Source organism: Microcoleus sp. M2_D5 (genome assembly GCF_036701935.1).
Classification (GTDB): domain Bacteria; phylum Cyanobacteriota; class Cyanobacteriia; order Cyanobacteriales; family Microcoleaceae; genus Microcoleus.
On record NZ_JAUBRP010000008.1, the window covers coordinates 26,031 to 43,982 of the forward strand.

The window sequence follows — 17,952 nt, forward strand, 5'->3', positions numbered from 1 at the left end:
TGTGCGTTGCACACCTTACAAAACTACTTTTGACTCGTAGGTTTCTCGCGAGATAGAGTAATATAGTACATCGGTTTCGTAATAACGAGTATTTTTTTCATATTTCATGCCCACTTTCTGTATCACCCGCTGGGAGGCGATATTTTCTGGGCGTGCGATCGCAACTATTCTCTCAAGATTTAATATTTTAAATCCATATTTGAGACTAGCAAAAGATGCTTCTGTCGCCAATCCTTGATTCCAATAAACTTTGTCTAGCGCATAGCCAAGCTCAACTTCCGGTGTTTGGTCGAGAAAAGCAAGTCCGCAGCGGCCAATCATTTTACGGTCTATTTTATGTACTAAAGCCCACATTCCGAAGTTGTTTTCTGCCCAACGTTTGAGCATATTATGAATGGCAATTTCTGTTTCTTCTCTAGTTTTAACTCCTGTGAGGTATTTCATTATTTCTGGATCGCTGTAGATGCGGTACAGGTCGTCTAAGTCGTCTGGCGTAAATTGTCTCAGATACAATCGGGCTGTTTCTATCTCTTGCATGATGACAGTATAACCTTTAACATTAGATTATAGTACCACTTTGGTGGGCTACAAACATTTTAGTTGGGTTTCGTTCCTCAACCCAACCTACTGTTACAAGAAAACACTTTTTGTGAAACAGGCATCTTGCCTGTTACTGATATTAGTGCCAAATATTGATTCTCTTTGTTACAATTATTACTTAGATATATTGTACAGTTTTTGCCATCAATGACGATTTCCTCACCAGTAGCAGACACCAAAAACCAACCCCGCCGCGAAACAGACTGGCGGTTATTCATGAGGTTGGCATCTTACGCAACCCGCAGCAAACGCTTGTTGATTATTTCGATCGCACTATTAGTACCGCTAGCAGTCTCAGGAGCAATTCAACCCATTCTCATCGGACAGGCAATTTCGGTAATTCGCTCGGAACCTACCTACGAATTTTTGCGGGGAGTGCCTTTATCTGCTGCATTGAATATTTTGGCTATTTTGCTCATGCTAACTATAACACTTAGATTAGCACTGCAATCAGTTCAAGGCTATTTAGTCACGAAAGTAGGGCAAATAATTACTACAGATATTAGAAATGATTTGTTCGCCCACGTCACATCGCTAGCAGTGAGATTTTTCGACCGCACTCCTGTAGGCAAATTGATGACTCGCCTCACCAGCGATGTGGAAGCTTTGGGAGAAGTTTTTTCTTCAGGGGCGATCGGCATTGTCAGCGATTTATTTTCAATTTTAGTAATTGCCATTTTCATGTTTTCAATGCAGTGGCAACTAGCTTTAATGTTGGTGCTGATGATGATACCAATTACCGCAGTCATAGTTTATTTCCAGCATCAATATCGCCTCTCAAATTACACTACCAGAGAAGAACTTTCCGATCTCAACGCACAACTGCAAGAAAACCTGACGGGTATTAGCGTAGTGCAGCTATTCCGCCGCGAAAGATTCAACTCAGAATTGTTTCGCGTCACCAATAAGCTCTACATTAAAGCAGTCGATAAAACTATTTTTTACGACTCAGCCGTATCTGCTACATTGGAATGGATTGCTTTAGTGGCGATTGCAGCCGTTTTGTGGATGGGCGGCCAAAGGGTTTTAGCGGGTAATCTTAACTTCGGTACTCTCTCGGCATTCATTTTATTTGCTCAGCGTCTATTCGATCCGCTGCGGCAATTTGCTGAGAAATTCACTGCAATTCAAGCAGGATTTACCGCCGTCGAACGGATTAGCGATATTCTCAACGAACCCATTGAAATTAAAGATCCAACTAGCGGGATGAAGGAAGGGCACAACACCGATTTTGACACGGATACACGGATGTTTGAAGGGAGAGGTAAGAGGGAAGAAGGAAGAAGGGCAGGTTATTCACCGTTGTTGATAACTGGACATCCAGAGGCAACTGCTTACAACTTGTCTCCGTTCGATAGAGAATTGGCAGATAACCATCAAAATCCAGCAAGTTCCGAATATCGTTTAGTGCCTAACAATCCCCAATCACCCCCCGCCAATCCCCCCAAGCTTCGGGGGGGAGAAAATGCCACATCGCAGAATTCTGAATCTGGAGAAATCCAATTTGACAACGTGTGGTTTGCTTACAAACAAGACGAATATGTCCTGCAAAACCTCAATTTCACCATCAAATCCGGCGAAAAAGTAGCATTAGTCGGCCCTACCGGTGCGGGCAAAAGTTCGATTATCCGTCTCCTGTGCCGCCTTTACGAACCTAGCCGAGGACGGATTCTGGTTAATCATGTCGATATTCGGGATTTGCCTCAAGCAGAGTTACGCAGGCACATAGGCGTGATTATCCAAGATGGCTTTCTATTTGCTGGGGACGTGAAGAGCAATATCAGCTTGGGAGAAAATTACTCGATTGAGGAAATTCAAGCTGCAGCAGAAAAGACAAATGTTGCCCGTTTAATCGAACAGTTGCCTCAAGGTTATGACACGCAATTGCGGGAACGGGGAACGAATCTTTCGGGGGGACAAAAGCAATTATTAGCGTTTGCTCGCGCCGCCATTCGCAATCCCAGTATCTTAGTTCTAGACGAGGCAACTGCTAGTTTGGATGTGGGGACGGAAGCTTTAATTCAAGAAGCTTTAGAGCGTTTGATGGCGGACAGAACGGCGATTATTATTGCCCACAGGCTCTCGACTATCCGAAATGTCGATCGCATTTTAGTGCTCAAACGCGGGCAGTTAGTAGAATCTGGCAGCCACGAAGAGTTGTTGCAGCTAGAAGGTTTGTATGCCAGTTTGTACAAGTTGCAAATGCTGGGAAGTTAATATCTGAAGGAAGAAGGAAGAAGGAAGTTCGGCAACGGATTCTGTAACGGATGTAACGGATGTCAGTTCGATGGAAGTCGGAAGAGGGAAAATTCTCGGAATCCCCAGATCCCCGGCTTCTCGAAGAAGTCGGGGATCTAAAAGAATCTAAAATCTAAAATCTAAAATCTAAAATCTAAAATAGGCTCACTTGCCAGAAATCATTTTCCCCAGGGTTTCCGGCAAGTGAATTATATGTTGGAAAAGCTGATTTGGGCCGATGCCAAACAATAACTGCATCGCCAGCACAATTGCTGCTAAACCAATCGCTGTCCCGATGCTGGCTTTCAACACTTTAAAAGCCCAATTAAACACTAGCCAAGATACAAGTAACGAAGCTATTAAGATAATTAGTTCTATTGGCATATAGCGGTTTTAACTTTAATTCAGGACTGCGGACATGAAACTAGAAAGCCCGGTTTCTTCGTATATACAGCATATTCCATGTATATGCGGTACACACAACAAGGGTCGCAAGCATCGGTGCGGATCCACCAGTCAATCTGCAAGTTCCATTAAACATGAGCAGATCCGCACCCTACATAACAGGTACCGCACAATAGAGCTTTATAGTGTACTTCACGAAGCACTGAATATGCTGTATCTAATCATCAAACCAAATAGCTTTGTCAGAAACCGGGTTTAAGAGCACAAGTCCTTTGATTATAATTTCAAGCAATACTGCCGCGCTTCCGTGTTTCCTTATAAGAAATTCCGACATTTTTTAAGCCTGCTTTAATCATTTGCTGCTCTAACAAAGCGAAAAAGCGAGATCGATCGCCCCCCGTGACTACCGCTTGATTGTGAGCTTCTGCTAGCGTCACCGGATACCCGCCGCCTTTGTGTACTTGAGCCAGCATCATTCCCAATGCTAAATCTAGCTGTGCTGTATCTTGTGCTACCCATTCCGGCACTTCTATTCTAGCAATTTCTGTGCCGACGTGAACGTAACAGAAACAGACGGAATTAACACCGTACAAATCTAAAATTCGAGCTTGGGATTTCCACAAAGGACTTCTTTGTCCGGGCGACAGGATTGTTGCCCACAAGATGGCATCCCGCAAGGGTTCAAATTCTTGACAAGGTGCTTTTTCGTCGAAAGAAATGGTGGCGGAAAATCCGACGTTCGGGCAGTTTGTCATGCAGTCTGGTACTTCGTGGGTGCAAGCTTCAAACCGCAAAAAAGATAAGCTTTCGCTGCTGCGAGAAGCGCTTAAGTATCCTAACAGGGGAATTCCTGCTAAACGCAATTTGTCCCAAGCTTCTAAAATTGGCAGCAAAATTCGATCGCGCGCATCGGTGGGTAACTGTTCCAAAAACCAATAAATCAGGGAACCGTCTACCATTGCTAAAGCTGGCGCGGGCAATTTATTGTCGTTAATTTTTGCCCAATTGCAGCCCATTTCTGCTAAGGCAATTGCTTCGGAAACTGCCCGCCGGTATCCCATCCATTCTTCGGTTCTAATTCCCCACTGCCGCGAACCGTACAAATCTTCGGGTTTGTAGAAAACTTCGGGCACGCTGTCTAAAACTGGGTGGCGGCTTTGTCCGTAGTGCAGCATGACTGTGCCGACGTTTAGCAGGTAGCAGTAGGCTATTTCGTGATGGTTGGGGGAAATTTGCGATCCGTCTGTGGCGAAGACTGTGTGAGCTGCGGGGGGTGCGGTGATGTAGGTGCGATCGTCTAAGGGCTCGATCGGCGTGGCAGCATTGAATAAAGTGCGATCGCGCCAATTCTCTTGCAATTCTACCAATTTTTCCTGTTCCGCTGCAGCCTTTACCAGCAAATTCTGAGCCACTTCCAAACGTTGGCGAGCGGCAGCCGCTTCCACATTCAAATGTTGGCTCATTCCCTGCATTGCCTTGGCTGCTTTAGTTAAATCGAGCATGGGTTTTAAGTCTCAATATTAGAAAGCTTTCAATTTTAGTTCGCGATCGCACTCGCGATATCAGAAACCCGGTTTCTTCGTATTTTTCTGGTAACTCAACCCAAAACTCGTAGAAACCGCGTTTCTCTGCCTCATACCAGGGCCCTGAATCTGAGAAATTATCAAAACACTTTTCAAATTTTGGGTTCAGAAGCTTGCTTTTTTGTCATAAACTGGGTTCGATAAACTAAAATACTTCGTTGCTGCCCGAACAAACTGTAAAAAAACTGGTTTCTCAGGTCAATAGTACCTCCAAGACTGTATAAAAAAATCAATATAAAAAAATCAATTTTTTTTTTCGAGCTCCTTGCTTTTTTCTGTAATTCCTGTTATTATATATTTTATAATGGGATAGTTGCAAAAATATTATTTTTGCAACTATCCCATTATATTAAAATACCATGTCTGCGCCGCAAAAGTCAACAAAAAAGATGTAAAATTTTGTGATTTTTTTTGACTCTGAAAAGGGAAAAAAATCCCACCTGCCCACAAATCTAACATCAACAGTCGATCGGCAGCCAATCTGCAAAATCTCCGGCAAACTGCGACAGAGAAAGCAATTGAACTGGTGGATTTTGAGCCACAGATTCCCGTTCTGGCAAAGTATTGTAACCCCAATCAGCCAAAAATAACCTCACCTGAGATAAATCCGGCTGCTGCTTCACCGACAGCAAAGTTTTTAACCGATCTTCCACAAACCAAATAGTCGAATCTTTGCCAGACGCCGCCAAAAATTCCCGCAAAATTTGGTGTTTCGGCTTGTTGTATTCCTTACCAAAAATCAACTCCGGCGGCATTTCTACGCCTGCTAGCTGCAAAAGTTCCCGCACAAAACGGCCTTCCTTCGTAGTGACGATCGCCACTTTTACCGAGCTCTCCTGCAAGGAGTGCAAGCGCTCCGCCACCCCTGGATAAAAGCGGTGCAAAGACAGCCACCCAGATAAATCCTCAGCAATCCAATTGTCGCGCAATCCGTCTAACATAGCGCCGACAGACTGCGCTTTCAAATTATTTTCTGTCAATAAATACGGTACTATATTAGGCCAATCCAGCAAAATTTCCTCTGGGGAAATTCCTGTCAGCAGTGCGCGGATCAGCAGCGGCATTTCCCAACCGGTTTCGATGGCGGGCCGCACTCGGTAAAAACTCAAAGCTAAATCGGGATCGAACTTTGTTTCGACTGGTTTCCAGATTTGACAATAGGTACGCCAAGCTGTTTGGAAATATTCGATTAGTCCGTCACAAATCACACCGTCAAAATCAAGAGCTAGAATTGTCGGAAAGTTATTAGCCATCAATCGATTTTAGATTTTGGATTTTGGATTTTGGATTTTGGATTTTGGATTTTGGATTTTGGATTGAAGAATTGAAGAATTGAAGAAGGCGACCTCACGAATCAATCCTCGGACACTATTTTTGGGTAGTGCCAGGATAAAGACGGGGGCTTGTACCCTGGCTGCTTTCGGTCACTGGATTGAAGGATTGAAGAATTGACTGTGCAAACACTCAGCATCGATTGGTGAAGAGTGGTTATTAAAAAGACTGAACTAGCGGTTGATCTGCGATCGATTCTAGTCCTTGGGACTGCAACAATTGCGTCCACTCGGTCGTCAGCCGCGAATCATCGGGTGCGAGACGCCGCATTTCGGCTAGAGTAGCAAGAGTCTCGTACCAAATCCCATTTTTAGCATAAGCGATCGCCTTAGCCATAGGGTCGGGATTTGCCAAATCGTTCTTGAGATTTGCCTGGGGTTCTATTCGCTGCATCCATCCTTTAACAATATAATCTCCAGAACGCTCCAGAGGATCGCAGGCTAGTGCAAACGACCACACATATCGCTTACCAACCTCAATATTTTTTGCCTTGTCTTTCTCAGAAAGGCTAACTCCAACAATTCCGGCTTTGTCATTTTTTAAAGTAGTTTCGTAAACTACTTCGGATTCATCTGCGTTTAGCAAAATAAACTCTACTTGAGCCGCCGGTTGAGAAACATATACAAAAAATGTTGGCGACTCTGTTAGCGTTAAACCAATATTGCTTTTAGGTATTAAGGGAGTAATGGATAAACCTTCCCGCAACTGACAGCCTCGATGCGTCCCGCCTTGCCGGTTGTCGGGGGCTGTTACATCGGGAGGTGTGAAATTAACATTCTGACTCAGCAGGATTGGTGCGGGCACAGCCTGCATCGGTGTCAGCAAACTGGGGAGAGTAACGGCGATCGCCAATACAGTCATCACCAGTGCAGTAAAATTTATAAAACGTTTCATTTTTTCACCAACTTGTAAAAATATTTATAGAGTACATCTCTAATGTTAACCCGGAGTTTTAGCTCCGGGCGCGATCGAGTAAATGGGTCAATCGATTTTAGATTTTAGATTTTAGATTTTAGAGGCGACCCCACGGATAAATGCTCTTTCTTGAGGATTTTCGATTTTGGATTCATTCCACGGATGAATCACGTGGCGGGTACCACCTTTGAAATTCGTGGTCACTGTTCGCATCGCCATCGGCCGACCGACAAAACTTCAAGAAATAGCGAGATTTAAAGAGGCGCAACCAGCGGTTGAGCTGCAACTGATTCCAGTCCTTGGGACTGCAATAATTGCGTCCACTTGGCTGTCAGCTTCACATCTCCCGGTGTCTGGCGTCGCATTTGGGCTAAAGTAGCGATAGTTTCGTACCAAATCCCATTTTGAGCATAAACGTTGAGTCTAGTCATGGGGTCGGGATTTGCCAACTCGCTCTTGAGAGTTGCCTGCGGTTCAACTCGCTGCAAAAATCCTTTAACAACTAAATCCGCCGATCGGTCTTCCGGGTCGCAAACTAGCGAAAATGACCACACGTATCGCTTACCAACTTCAAGGGATTTGTTGTTGTCCACGGTAGCAGGAATAGTAACTCCAACAATCCCAGATTCGTCTAGTTTAAATGTTTTTTCGTAGACGACTTCCTCTTCCTTGTCGTTGAGCACAGTAAACTCTATTTTTGCAGAGGTTTGAGGAACATAGACAAAAATTGTGGGAGAATCCGTTAGGGTTAAACCGATATTAGTTGGAGGTACTAAAGGAGTAATAGATAAACCCGCTGGACAAAGCTTGTTGCCGCGATGTGTTCCTCCTTGTCGGTTGGCGGGGGCTGTTACATCGGGAGGCTGGAAATTAATATTTTGACTCAGCAGAAGCGGCTGGGATTGTGCGCGCATCGGTGCCAGTGAACTGGGTAGGGTAGCTGCGATCGCAGATACGGCGACCGCAAGTTTAGCCCGATGTAGAAAACGTTTCATTTTGTTTTACCTTTCACTATAATTGCAAACACAGGCATTCGCTGATGGCTACAAATATTTTTGAGATGCTAGTCGAGGGCGCAGATACACAATTTATACCTTGACATATCATCAATAACATTAATTAATTCGAGCGGCAAGTGGATTCTCTGTCGGAAAAATCCGGTTGCCTGGGTCGCAAGTATCATTGGATACAGTTGGTCGCTACGTAAGGTAAATTTTTGTAACAAAGCGGTCGGAGTTTCCGAGTGTTCTAAGATGGAGGAAGTCTCCAGCAGGCGGGAAATGTGAAACGACTGCTGTTCGGTGAAACGAGTCAAACTTTTATGTTGGGATAATGAGTAAAATATCTAACAACATTCGATCGGCAGCGGCTCAATTGAGTCAAATGTATAAACCATCACTAGCATTGGCTAAGTCTGTATTAATTGCCAGCGCGGCAGTAACATTATCCTTGATGGGGGCCCGACAGTTAGGAATACTCGAACCAGTAGAATTAAGCGCTTACGACCAAATGGTTAGGTGGCGTCCCGAGGAACAGCCAGACTCGCGTTTGCTAGTTGTAGGGATTACCGAAGCAGACATTCAAAAACTGAATCAGTGGCCGATATCCGATCGCAAAATAGCTGAAATCTTACAAAAACTGGAAAAAATGCAGCCGGCAGTCATCGGTTTAGATGTACTGCGAGACGTACCTTTAGGAGACGGGCGCGAGGAATTGACTAAATTTTTACAAAAAAGCGATCGAACGATCGGGGTATGTTTAGTCACCGACGGAAGCCCGGACAATCCCGGTTCTCCGCCTGCGCCGGGGCTGCCACAAAACCGGGTGGGATTTGCAGATTTCGGAGTCGATCCCGGTGGCATACTCCGCAGGGCTTTATTATTTATGAAACCGCCGAAAATTGACGGCAACTCTTCTGCCCAAAAACATCTTTGCAATGACAATTCTCAAGTTTTATATTCCTTCAACCTCCAGCTAGCACTCCGCTACCTGCAAGGGCAAAAAATCTATCCCAAACTGGCATCCGATCAATCTTTATGGCTGGGAAAAACCCAATTAAAACAACTAGCAAGCAATGACGGAGGATACACAAATGCCGATGTCAGGGGATATCAAATATTAATTAACTATCGTTCCAAGCAGCGAGTCGCAAACCAAGTCAGAATTACGGATGTTTTAGAAGGGAAAGTTGACCCAAATTTAGTTAAAGATAAAATAGTTCTCATCGGTTATACCACAGAAACCGTTAAAGATTTCTTTTATACTCCTTACAGTGCGCGACAGCAAAAAAACCAATTCATGCCGGGGATCGTGGCACACGCACAAGTAGTCAGCCAAATTCTGAGTGCAGTTTTAGACAACAGACCGATGTTTTGGTTTTGGCCGGAATGGGCAGAAATCTTGTGGATTTCGGGATGGTCAATTGTCGGAGGAACCTTGGCATCGCGGATGGCTCACCCAGCGAAGTTGACAGTGACATTCGGGGCAATACTGTCCGGGTGCTGCGCGATCGGCTTTGGGATTTTTCTGTTGGGAGGGTGGGTGCCTGTGGCAGCGCCAGCCTTAGCATTAATCTTAACTGGCGGTAGCATTGTATCAGCAGAGAGATTTAATAAAGCCGGATACGGGAAAGCAATTAGCGATCGAGTAAAACAAGTCTTCAAAATCGAAATAGACCAAGCCAAAAAAGAACAGCAAGTCGCAGAAATCACAGAATCGGATTTCTTTAAAGAATTGCAGCAAAAGAAAGATAAACTGAGGATTAGCAAAAAAGAAAGCTCTGAAAAAGCACCTTCGGAACCCCAAGAAATAACTGCAAGTACCCCAGAGCTTCCCAAGGCCGAAAGTCAGACAGACGCAAACCTAGCTCAGTTGCAGGAAAAAGCCATACAGCAGAAGCAGCGCGCCCCCCTGACTGAATCCGAAAGTGGCTCTCAAACAGGTGTCCCGATAGATACCCGTTGTGGTGCTAGTTCAGCCGAAACCAAATCCGCTGACGAGTTCAGCGATTTGCAAACCAAAGCCAAACAGATGCGACAGCGCAGGGGCGGCCAAAAGATGATAAAAGATGAAAAAATCGATAGTTTAACAGATAAGGAGGATTTGGGGGGCAAGGAAGAATGACCGACAACTCGACTGTATCATCGAGAATTGCATCATAATGGGTTCTCCCCGTTTCTTACCCTCATACGCAGATCATGTCCAAAATCATCTCTGTCCACTCTTACCGGGGCGGAACTGGCAAATCGAACACGACAGCAAATCTGGCATCTATTATCGCTCGCGGCGGAAATCGAGTCGCCATTGTGGACACAGACATTCAATCACCGGGGATTCACGTGCTGTTCGGTTTCAGCGAGAGCAACATGGATCGCTGCCTCAACGATTACCTGTGGGGCCGGTGTCCGATCGCCGATACGGCCTACAATGTGAGTTCGCTGCTGCCAAAATTAGCCAGTAACGGCAGCCTCTACCTGATTCCTTCGAGCATTAAAGCAGGAGAGATAGCGCGAGTTTTGCGCGAAGGCTACGATGTGGGACTGCTTACCGACGGCTTCGGCGAACTGATCGAGGTTTTGAACTTAGACTACCTATTTATAGACACGCACCCGGGGCTCAACGAAGAAACCCTCCTCAGCATCACCATTTCCGACATCCTGCTGCTGATTCTGCGTCCGGATCAGCAAGATTTTCAGGGAACGGCTGTCACGGTAGATGTGGCCCGCAAATTAGAAGTTCCCAAGATTTTGATGACGATTAACAAAGCCCCAGAATCCCTGGATTTCGAGGATTTGAAGCAGCAAGTAGAAAGTATTTACAACATCCCAGTGGCAGCGGTACTGCCCCACAGCGACCAGATGATGCTGCTCGCCAGCAAGGGGGTGTTTGCGCTGCACTTCCCGAACGACCCTCTAACTAAGGTTGTGGAAGGGATTGCCAAACAGATTGTGGGATAATTGGTGCAGCGAATGCCGAGATCCCGCACAGGAGTTTTACTTTCGCTGTCATCTTGCAGAGCGATGTCAGGAGTGCGTATCCGGCTGCTAGTGGCCAAGGAACTTTTAAAGCCGACAATATTTGGTTAAAGACTCAGGAGAATGGTGACAAAATGAGATACAAATAGATTATGAGAATTTGTTAAAAAACTTTAGGAGGAGAACTCATGGATTTTGACTTCCGCATACTAATAGTATTGATGCCCGTATTGTTGGCGGGCGGCTGGGCTGCTTACAACATCGGCAGTATCGCTCTCAAACAAGTGCAGAAAATGTTGAACAAGCAAGCGTGAACTAAGCATTTTCACCATTAATTTCGCAGCCGGCTGTTTTTTGAGATACAAAAACAGCCGGCTGATTTGTGCATTGGCTCTGCTTAAGTGATGGCTGATTGTTGGCTGGCAATTTACGACTGCAGAGAGATGGGGCGAAAACAAAAGAAAAGTTATATTGAAAAATTAGGTATAAACCGGGTACGCTAAAGCAAAATACTTTGTGGCAGCAAACGAGCCTGGGTAAAAAAACTTAGCTGTGAAAGCAGGGCGATCGTGTAAGTTCGGATTTTGATGTTTTGAACTCTACTCAGGATTTATGAGTAGAGTTCAATAAAAATATTGCGTCAGCACGTTATCGCAGAAAATATGAGACAATCACAAAAGTATTTGCCCTAACAATCGCCCTAAAAACTGCAAAGTTTAACTGGTAGGGAAGATAGGTCAAATTGTCAATGTTAAATTCCTATATCTTTAGATAGATTATGCTTTTTCCCCGATCGAGCGGCATGCTAGTCCACCCCACATCCTTTCCCAGTCGATTTGGCATTGGGGATATGGGAATAGAAGCATATCGCTTTGTTGACTTTTTAGTAGAGAGCGACCAGCAATACTGGCAGGTATTGCCGCTGGGCCCGACAGGATACGGCAATTCTCCTTATTCGTGCTATTCAGCAATGGCGGGAAATCCGCTGCTAATTAACCCAGAAATGCTGCGGGACCAGCAATTGCTCGCAGATGAAGATTTCGCTAATTTGCCAGAATTTCCCCAGGATTATGTAGACTTCGATCGCGCTATCGCCCTGAAAGTGCCTTTGCTAAAAAAAGCTTGCGAAAACTTCAAAGCCAAAGCATCCCCGGTGCAGCAAAAAGAATTCTCAGGTTTTTGCAAAAGCAAAGAGAATTGGCTGGAAGATTACGCCTTATTTATGGCACTAAAAGATCACTTTGGCGGTGTTAGCTGGAACAATTGGGAACCAGAAATTGCTCGTCGAGAACCAGAGTCGGTAGAGAAGTGGCTTCAGCAGCTAAATGATGAGATTTATTACTACAAATACGTCCAGTTTGAGTTTTTTCGCCAGTGGACGGAGTTGAAACGCTATGCTAATATGCGGGAAATTAAAATTATTGGCGATATTCCGATTTATGTAGCTCACGACAGCGCGGATGTCTGGTCTCATCCAGAAATATTTTGCTTGGATGAAGCCACCGGAGAAGCAGCTTTAATGGCGGGAGTTCCCCCTGATTACTTCAGCAATACAGGTCAATTGTGGGGCAACCCCGTATACAATTGGGAGAAGTTGCAAGCAAATAATTTCGAGTGGTGGGTGCAGCGTTTTGAAGCGATTTTCTCTTATGTAGACGTGACTCGGATCGATCACTTTCGAGGGTTTGAGGCTTACTGGGCGGTGAAACGCGGACAAGAAACTGCCATGCACGGAGAGTGGATTAAAGCGCCGGGAACAGCTTTGTTGGATGTAATTAACGAAAAGTTTGGCAACTTGCCGATTATCGCTGAGGATTTAGGGGTAATTACTCCTGAAGTGGAAGCTTTGCGCGATCGGTTTGAGTTTCCGGGAATGAAGATTTTGCAGTTTGCTTTTAACTCAGGCCCGGGCGAGCCTTTTTTGCCTTTCAATTACGATCGCAACTGCGTAGTTTACACCGGCACTCACGACAACGACACGACTGTCGGATGGTTCAATCAACTGCAACACTACGAAAGAGATGATGTTTACCGTTATTTGGGCTGCATCGATCCCCAAGGAATTCACTGGTCTTTAATCCGCATGGGTTGGATGTCTGTTGCTAATTTGGCAATTGTGCCGTTTCAAGATTTGTTGGGTTTGGCTACAGACGCGCGGATGAATTTTCCGGGGAAAGCAGAGGGAAATTGGGGCTGGCGGTATCGACCTGAAGCTTTGAATTGGGAAGTGCGCGATCGGCTCAAAACTATGACTTACATCTCCGGGCGCGCTCCTAATAAACATTGATCGTCGGGAAGGGGTAGTCGGTAGTGGGTAATTGTTAATTGTTAATTGGTAATATCAAATCTGTTAGCATCGGAATTCTTCCTATCTCTATTCTCTCGATCTGCGTGAATCAGCGTCAATCCCTTGTCATCGGCGGTTCAGAAATTCTCTTTTTTTGACCGCAGATACAGGCAGATGCAACACAGATTAACGCAGATGAATTCTCTCAATTCCGGTTGCACCATCCGTGATTGTTGATTGGTGACTGGATTTTACTATTCCGATGCAACCGGACTCGATCTAATGGGTAATTGTTAATGGGTAATGAGTGAATCAAGACGGACATTCTAATTAAAATCTGGGGACGGCCCGCTATTACCTATTACCCATTAACAATTACCAATTAACACTCAACCTTCATTCTTGGGCGGTGTTGCAGGCTTGAGGTCGTCTGCTTTAAAAACTACTTCTTTGACGACTCCAGGAACTCCGAGTTGTTCGGCTTGTCCGTTATTGACGGCAACCATTACTCCGCCGGCGTTACCTGCTACCACTACCAATTGCTTTTGAGCCCCCCAGGTGCGAACAGTCCCGGTCGGCAAAGTTCCCTCAAACTCTGTTTTACCATCGACTTCAACTTGCATCCACGATTCTGCTTTAAAAGTGACGCTAATCATCACTGGTTTATTGCCGGATTTATTTAAACTTTGACCTGTTCTTACTGCTTCGACAGTCTCGTAACTATCCGGTTTCTGATTTTGTGAGGACTTCGATGCCTCAGCAGCGGCGCGGGCTTGTTCTTGCTGCCCAAGCGCTAGTTCTTCGGCTCCCGCACCGTTTTTTGCGGTAACAGAACCGCTCATCAACTGAGATAAGACATTGACCGAACAGATAATTAGAAATGTGTAAAAGAGGTAGAGGTGCATCGGCCGCAACTGAGGCCCGTCTTGCCAGGATAGCTTGGTTCTCGATCGGGGCGGCGGTTCGATCGGGAAAAAGTCGGCAAACTGATTTCCGTCCAAGCCCATTGCTTCAGCGTAGCGCTTGATCAAACCCTGAGTGTAGACTGGTTCGGGAAGTTGGTCGAGTTGACCGTCCTCGATTGCTTGCAGCAGATTCCGCCGAATCATTGTTACCACGGCTACTTTGTCCAAACAAATCGACTGCTGTTCGCGGTACTGGCGGAGTTGAGCCCCTATTTCCGCTAGCTTCTTCTGAGCTGGTTCTGGCTCTTGGGAGTGCAGTTTCTGCTTAGTGGTTTTGAAGAATAAAAACAATAAATTCTTTGTCATATGCTGTGCTCCGGGGAATTTACTGGCACGCTTATTGATGTTAGGTTGACTAGATTCCATAAATAAATAATTTCCGCATCTTCTAGGGGTCGGCAGCAGCCTGGTGGCAATGTTGGCGAACCGGGCCGCTGCAATTGAATCGGGCCGATGGCTGTGCGGTGCAGGCGCACCACGGGATATCCCAACTGTTCGGCAGTTCGCCTAATCTGTCGGTTTCTGCCTTCTGATAGAATGATTTCTAACAGAGTTTGGTCTCGCGCGCGATCGATAACTTTAACTTTCGCGGGCAAAGTTTTTCTGCCGGACAAGATGATGCCCTGACGCCACGCTTCCAGTATGGGTTCCGGGGGATCGCCGCTCACCCAAACCTGATAAGTTTTAGCGATCGAGTGACGCGGATGGGTCAAACAAAATGTCAGCTTACCATCATTGGTGAGCAAGAGGGCGCCGGTGGAATCTGCATCTAAGCGTCCTACTGGGTGGATGCCTTGACCAAAGCGCAGTTGGGGTGGCAGCAAGTCGAGAACTTTCGATCGGGATCTTGGATCGCTGCAAGTAGAAACTACGCCTGCCGGTTTGTTGAGCAACAGATACACCTTTGCGGGTCGATCCGTTGGTTTCACCGGGACTCCATCGACTTGGATGAGATCGCGATCGGGATTCGCTTTTTCTCCTAAGCGAACAATATTGCCGTTAACTCGGACTCGTCCAGCTACAATCATCTGTTCTGCAAGACGGCGAGAGGCAATGCCCCACTGGGCGAGGATTTTTTGCAGCCTTTCATCAGACATGACGGGAGTGTGGAAATCCCCAACGATCGAGCGGTGGGGAGGAAACACGACACGGTTAATTGATTAACCGTACTAGCAATGCTCAATTCCTGGTTGGGAATAAATTATAATGCTGACCAATTATTACAGGACGCCGGCAAGAGTGCAGATTGTCCTTGTGCCCGGTGCAGATTGTCCTGATGGCAGTACCCTGAATGCTGTGCAAAAACTACGACGAAAAGACTCGCTGCAGGCACAGGTTTGCACCGTTGGTTTGCGGCTGGTTTGAAAGGTGTGGGTCTGACCCGACCATAAACCAACACTACCATAAATCCCGTACTGCTGGTTAAATTTATACGCTCGATCGCGAATTTTTCATCGGGATCGCACAACTCGTGAACTATCCCAAGATCCCAAGGGGAGAAAGGTGAGAATTTTTCTGCTTCTGGCGTGGCTGATGCCAGATTTCTGCTTGATTTTGGAGTTGATCGGGCTTGTGTTCATCAACCCAGTTTCTACAGGAAAATCAGAGGTTGACAGCGGTATATCTGTGCAGATACCGGATTTTTGAGACCCGATGTGCAATTTCTAGTTAAATTTCTGTGCTTGAATATTAAGGTTTATATTCTGAAATTGTTTATGAATGTCGATCGAAACTCTCTTCAATTTGACAATAGAGATGGCGCTGCTGGCTCTGGTGAGACCGTTAATCTGGGCGAGGAGCCGGGGAGACCAACGCCTAGTCAAGGCAGCCGGATCGCGAGTGCGGTGCTGTCTCCGGCGGTTCAGTTGTGGCTGCGATCGCAAGTTCAGCAGGTTGACGAGTTGAAGGTGAAAATTGAGGGGAGCGATCGACAAATCTTCAGCGGTGCGATCCCCAAAGTCACGGCTGCAGCTCGCGGTGCTGTGTATAAAGGACTACACCTAACTGAAGTTGCCATAGAGGGCTGCGGCATTCGCATCAACCTCGGTCAAGCTCTCAAAGGCCAACCCCTGCGCCTCCTGGAACCCGTTCCCGTGACAGGCGTTTTGAGGCTCAGCCAAGCGGATTTGAATGCGTCGCTGAAAGCGCCTTTGCTGGCTGATGCTTTGAGCGAATTTTTGCTGCCAATGCTGCCGCTGACAGATAGGGAACAGTCGCTGAATTTGCAAAATTCGCAGATTGCAATTGAGGCGGATTTGTTGACGCTTTCGGCGACAATTTTGCCCGCTGGCGGTAGGCAAATTCCTTTGGTATTGCGGACGGGTTTGCGGATGGCTACCGCTGGCAAATTGATGTTTGAATCACCAGAACTCGAACTCGATGGAGAATTAAAGAGCAGTGATTTCAATGGTTTTAAAATTGATTTCGGGCCGGAAGTTGAGATAGAAGAATTGATTTTGAGTCCGGGGGAGATTGTTTGTCGGGGAGGAATTAGAGTTTTGCCTTAGTGAATTAACAGTTGACAGTTGACAGTTGACCTTAACCTGATTCCTCGGTAGATCCTGGGAATAAATGCCCAATGCCCAATGCCCAATGCCCAATGCCCAATGCCCAATTCCCAATTACCGATTAATTAAAAAAGAGTCGATCGCGGGCAAGAGTAAAGTGACAAAATAGTAGACTAAGGGCGCGGTAAAAACATAACTGTCGGTGCGATCGAGAATGCCGCCGTGACCGGGGATCAACTGTCCCGAATCCTTAACGCCTGCGTCTCGCTTCATCATCGACTCAGTTAAATCTCCCAACAGGCTAGCAACCCCAATCAACAGACCAAAAGCAGCCCCAGTATACTGCCACGCCGGCCAGTGTAAATACCAAGAACCAGCAACTGCCACGGCGATGCTGCCGCAAACTCCAAATACGGCGCCTTCAACGGTTTTTTTGGGGCTGATGTGGGATAGGCTAGTGCGCCCGAAGAATTTGCCGACAAAATAAGCCCCAATGTCAGCGGCCCAGATGCAAAAGAAAGCCAGCAGCAGCGATGTCAATCCTAAAGATATATGGCTGGAAGTTGTCCAAGACGGGGACGGGTAAATGTTAACCGGCAAATTGCTTGCTACTGCGTTCGATAGTTGGGTTGTAGCAAGATTGGCCGGGTCGAGACCGACTCGCAGCCGTACCCAATAGCTGGGCAAATAACCGCCGTAGAACAATCCTAAAACTGAGGAGGCAATATCGGCGATCGTCGATAATTTAGGTTGAAATAACAGGTAGAAACAAATTAAGGTTCCCGCTAAGGGGAACATGGCATCTACGAGTTCCGGTGCTAGGGCGGCAGTAATTAATAGCCCTTGACTGACGGCTAAGGTAGTTTTGGCAGCGGGTGCAATACCTTTAGCCCTGGCTAATTGAAAATATTCCAATTGGCCTAGGTAGACGATGACTCCAAAGCCGACGGTGAAGTACCATCCGCCCATAATAATCATTCCCAAAGCAAGGGCGATCGCAACTATTCCACTCAGGATACGAGACCAAGGCATAAAATGAATTTCTCTTGCAGACGGCGGTGGATCATTCGATTTTGGATTTTGGATTTTGGATTTTGGATTTGAGATTTTGGATTTTTATAGAGCACGAGTTGATCCCTTGCACAA

General features: G+C 46.1%; 15 protein-coding genes. 6 read left to right on the plus strand and 9 right to left on the minus strand.

All coding sequences use genetic code 11. The features are described 5' to 3' along the window. Positions 1–15 precede the first annotated feature (15 nt). Positions 16–537: a GNAT family N-acetyltransferase gene (locus QUA50_RS05560; protein WP_333263884.1), complete on the minus strand. Its 522-nt coding sequence runs from the start codon at positions 535–537 to the stop codon at positions 16–18. Between the two features lie 210 nt (positions 538–747). Here QUA50_RS05560 and QUA50_RS05565 point away from each other — a divergent pair, with 210 nt between their 5' ends. Then, a complete protein-coding gene (locus QUA50_RS05565) occupies positions 748–2,817 on the plus strand; it encodes an ABC transporter ATP-binding protein (protein ID WP_333263881.1) in 2,070 nt (689 codons plus the stop codon). A gap of 186 nt (positions 2,818–3,003) precedes the next feature. Here QUA50_RS05565 and QUA50_RS05570 read toward each other — a convergent pair whose 3' ends face one another. The 5 genes from QUA50_RS05570 to QUA50_RS05590 form a co-directional block, all read right to left on the minus strand. Further along, positions 3,004–3,222 (minus strand): hypothetical protein, encoded by a 219-nt coding sequence (locus tag QUA50_RS05570; RefSeq protein WP_242720424.1) that lies wholly within the window; start codon positions 3,220–3,222, stop codon positions 3,004–3,006. 305 nt (positions 3,223–3,527) lie between these two features. After that, positions 3,528–4,745 carry a DNA double-strand break repair nuclease NurA gene (locus QUA50_RS05575; RefSeq protein WP_333263878.1) on the minus strand — a complete coding sequence of 406 codons (1,218 nt, stop codon included), beginning with the start codon at positions 4,743–4,745 and terminating at the stop codon, positions 3,528–3,530. A 539-nt stretch (positions 4,746–5,284) separates the two neighbouring features. Further along, entirely contained in the window at positions 5,285–6,079 is a 795-nt protein-coding gene (locus QUA50_RS05580; RefSeq protein ID WP_333263876.1) for an HAD hydrolase-like protein, read from the minus strand. Positions 6,080–6,317: 238 nt separating this feature from the next. Next, positions 6,318–7,052 carry a DUF928 domain-containing protein gene (locus QUA50_RS05585; RefSeq protein ID WP_333263873.1) on the minus strand — a complete coding sequence of 245 codons (735 nt, stop codon included), beginning with the start codon at positions 7,050–7,052 and terminating at the stop codon, positions 6,318–6,320. Between the two features lie 275 nt (positions 7,053–7,327). Next, entirely contained in the window at positions 7,328–8,068 is a 741-nt protein-coding gene (locus QUA50_RS05590; RefSeq protein ID WP_333263870.1) for a DUF928 domain-containing protein, read from the minus strand. Between the two features lie 337 nt (positions 8,069–8,405). Between QUA50_RS05590 and QUA50_RS05595 the strand changes: the two genes are divergently transcribed. From QUA50_RS05595 to malQ, 4 genes are all read left to right on the plus strand, one after another. Continuing rightward, on the plus strand, positions 8,406–10,196 hold the full coding sequence (locus QUA50_RS05595; RefSeq protein WP_333263867.1) for a CHASE2 domain-containing protein: 1,791 nt from the start codon (positions 8,406–8,408) through the stop codon (positions 10,194–10,196). 74 nt (positions 10,197–10,270) lie between these two features. After that, the gene (locus tag QUA50_RS05600; RefSeq protein ID WP_333263865.1) at positions 10,271–11,029 is read left to right on the plus strand and encodes a MinD/ParA family protein; all 759 of its coding nucleotides are present in this window, start codon (positions 10,271–10,273) and stop codon (positions 11,027–11,029) included. A gap of 206 nt (positions 11,030–11,235) precedes the next feature. Next, complete coding sequence (locus QUA50_RS05605; RefSeq protein WP_333179230.1) at positions 11,236–11,361, plus strand: photosystem II protein Y; 126 nt, start codon at positions 11,236–11,238, stop codon at positions 11,359–11,361. A gap of 464 nt (positions 11,362–11,825) precedes the next feature. Next, a complete protein-coding gene (malQ, locus tag QUA50_RS05610) occupies positions 11,826–13,334 on the plus strand; it encodes a 4-alpha-glucanotransferase (RefSeq protein WP_333263862.1) in 1,509 nt (502 codons plus the stop codon). 389 nt (positions 13,335–13,723) lie between these two features. On the opposite strand, the gene QUA50_RS05615 is transcribed toward malQ, so the two are convergent. Both QUA50_RS05615 and QUA50_RS05620 read right to left on the minus strand, forming a co-directional pair. Beyond that, a complete protein-coding gene (locus tag QUA50_RS05615) occupies positions 13,724–14,605 on the minus strand; it encodes a RodZ domain-containing protein (RefSeq protein WP_333263860.1) in 882 nt (293 codons plus the stop codon). After that, the gene (locus QUA50_RS05620; protein ID WP_333263948.1) at positions 14,602–15,396 is read right to left on the minus strand and encodes a pseudouridine synthase; all 795 of its coding nucleotides are present in this window, start codon (positions 15,394–15,396) and stop codon (positions 14,602–14,604) included. The genes QUA50_RS05615 and QUA50_RS05620 overlap by 4 nt, the downstream gene beginning before the upstream one ends. Positions 15,397–15,954: 558 nt before the next feature. Between QUA50_RS05620 and QUA50_RS05625 the strand changes: the two genes are divergently transcribed. Next, a complete protein-coding gene (locus QUA50_RS05625; RefSeq protein WP_333263858.1) occupies positions 15,955–16,806 on the plus strand; it encodes a DUF2993 domain-containing protein in 852 nt (283 codons plus the stop codon). A 114-nt stretch (positions 16,807–16,920) separates the two neighbouring features. On the opposite strand, the gene QUA50_RS05630 is transcribed toward QUA50_RS05625, so the two are convergent. Continuing rightward, a complete protein-coding gene (locus QUA50_RS05630) occupies positions 16,921–17,838 on the minus strand; it encodes a phosphatidate cytidylyltransferase (protein ID WP_333263855.1) in 918 nt (305 codons plus the stop codon). Between the last annotated feature and the right edge of the window lie 114 nt (positions 17,839–17,952).